At 74.8% G+C, this 1,731-nt stretch carries 1 protein-coding gene and 2 pseudogenes; 2 read left to right on the top strand and 1 reads right to left on the bottom strand.

What is annotated here, in order from left to right; translation table 11 throughout:
• Positions 1 to 241, top strand: a pseudogene (locus IEZ19_RS49675) (cation:proton antiporter); the annotation flags it as partial.
• Between the two features lie 175 nt (positions 242 to 416).
• Entirely contained in the window at positions 417 to 1,448 is a 1,032-nt protein-coding gene (locus IEZ19_RS49670) for a PucR family transcriptional regulator (protein ID WP_189317939.1), read from the top strand.
• Between the two features lie 15 nt (positions 1,449 to 1,463).
• Here IEZ19_RS49670 and IEZ19_RS49665 read toward each other — a convergent pair.
• Positions 1,464 to 1,731, bottom strand: a pseudogene (locus IEZ19_RS49665) (cation:proton antiporter); the annotation flags it as partial.

Genomic DNA, 1,731 nt, shown 5'->3' with positions numbered 1-1,731 from the left:
CTGGCGGGCCGGCGGAACCCTCGTCGCCCGCGGCGAGTTCTCCATCGTCATCGCCGGACTCGCGGTCGGCGCGGAACCGCGCCTCGGCCCGCTGGCCACGGCGTACGTCCTCATCCTGGTCGTCCTCGGCCCACTGGCCGCCCGCTGGACGGAACCCGTCGGCCGCCGCCTTGTCGGCCGGGCACCCGCCGCGGCGCCGGTGCCGACCGAAGCCGCGGAGGCCGCGCGTGCGAACGGCTGAACACGGCAGCGCCCCCCGGCGGAACACCACCCCGACAGGCCGCCCGAGCGCGACGCCCGCGAGCCCTCCGAGTGCAGCCCAGGACGGTGGTGCGAGTGCGGATCCGAGCGGCCGTACGAACGAGAGCCCTGGCGGCCCTACGAGCGAGGGCCCGGACGGCCGTACAGCTTCCGAGGTGTTTCTCGACGGCTTCGAGGGGATCCTCGCCGATGCCGCCCGTACGGGACGGCGGTTGACCCGGGACGAGATCGCGTCGCGGCGGGACCTCGGGGCGCGGGCCGCCGAGGCCGGGCACGGGTGGCGGAATCTCGTGCGCGCGCATCTCGCGGCGGGCCGGCGCAGCCGTCCCGCCGGGGTCGATCCGGACAGTGTGCTCGCCGTCGTCGAGCAGGCCGTCGACGCCTTCGCCGACGGATACGAGCGGGCTCAGCGCCTCGTCGTACGCAAGGAGGAGGCCGCCCGCCGTGAGTTCATCGACGACCTGCTGCACGGCGGCGGCGACCCCGGCCGGCTGGCCTCGCGCTGCGAACGGTTCGGCCTGCGCCTGTCGCGTAGTCACGCCGTCGCGGTCGCCGAGGGACCGGAGAGGTACGACGAGACCGATCCCGTGCCCCGGCAGGTGGCGAGCGGGCTGTTCGCCCGCTTCGAGAACCGCCGCATCCTGTTCACCACCAAGGACGGGCGCATGGTGTGCATCGCCCCCGGTGACCAGGACGACGTGCTGACCTGGTTCACCGGGCTCGTCCACGCGGCCTGCGACGCGGGCCGGGTCGCCGTCGGCCGGCCCCGGCCCGGCGCGGTCGGCATCGGGCACAGTTACGAAGAGGCACTCAACGCCCTGGACGTGGCCCAGCGCATGGGCCTCGACGACCCGCTGCTGCGTTCGGCCGACCTGCTCGTCTTCCCCGTTCTGGCCCGGGACCGGCCGGCCCTGGTGGACCTGGTCCGACACACCCTGGGCCCGTTGGAAAAGGCGCGCGGAGGGGCTCGGCCACTGCTCGACACGCTCACCGCGTACTTCGACAGCGGCTGTGTGGCGGCCCAGGCCGCGCGTGAACTGTCGCTCAGTGTGCGCGCGCTGACGTACCGGCTGGCCCGGATCCGCGATCTGACCGGCAGCGACCCCACGGATCCCGCCGACCGTTACACCCTGCACACCGCGGTCCTCGGTGCCCGCCTCCTGGCCTGGCCCGAGCGGCCCCTGTGAGCCGGTCGTCCGGCGTCACGACCGTCCGACCGCGTCCTGGTCCTCCGCCGTCTCCCGTGGTGCTGGGACCGCGGCTTCGGCGGCCGGCCTGCGGAGACGGGCCGTCAGGCGCAGTGCCAGGGGTTCGGTCCAGCGGGCCGTGAGGGGGCCGAGGACGACCAGGATGAGGACGTACGCCGTGGCCAGCGGGCCGAGGGACGGTTCGAGGCCGGCGGTCACGGCCAGTCCGGCGATGACGATGGAGAACTCGCCGCGGGCGACGAGGGTTCCGCCGGCCCGCCAG

Origin of the sequence: Streptomyces brasiliensis, from assembly GCF_014647875.1 — a bacterium.
In the GTDB taxonomy this organism is placed as follows: domain Bacteria; phylum Actinomycetota; class Actinomycetes; order Streptomycetales; family Streptomycetaceae; genus Streptomyces; species Streptomyces brasiliensis.
This window is presented reverse-complemented; position numbering and strand designations above follow the sequence as displayed.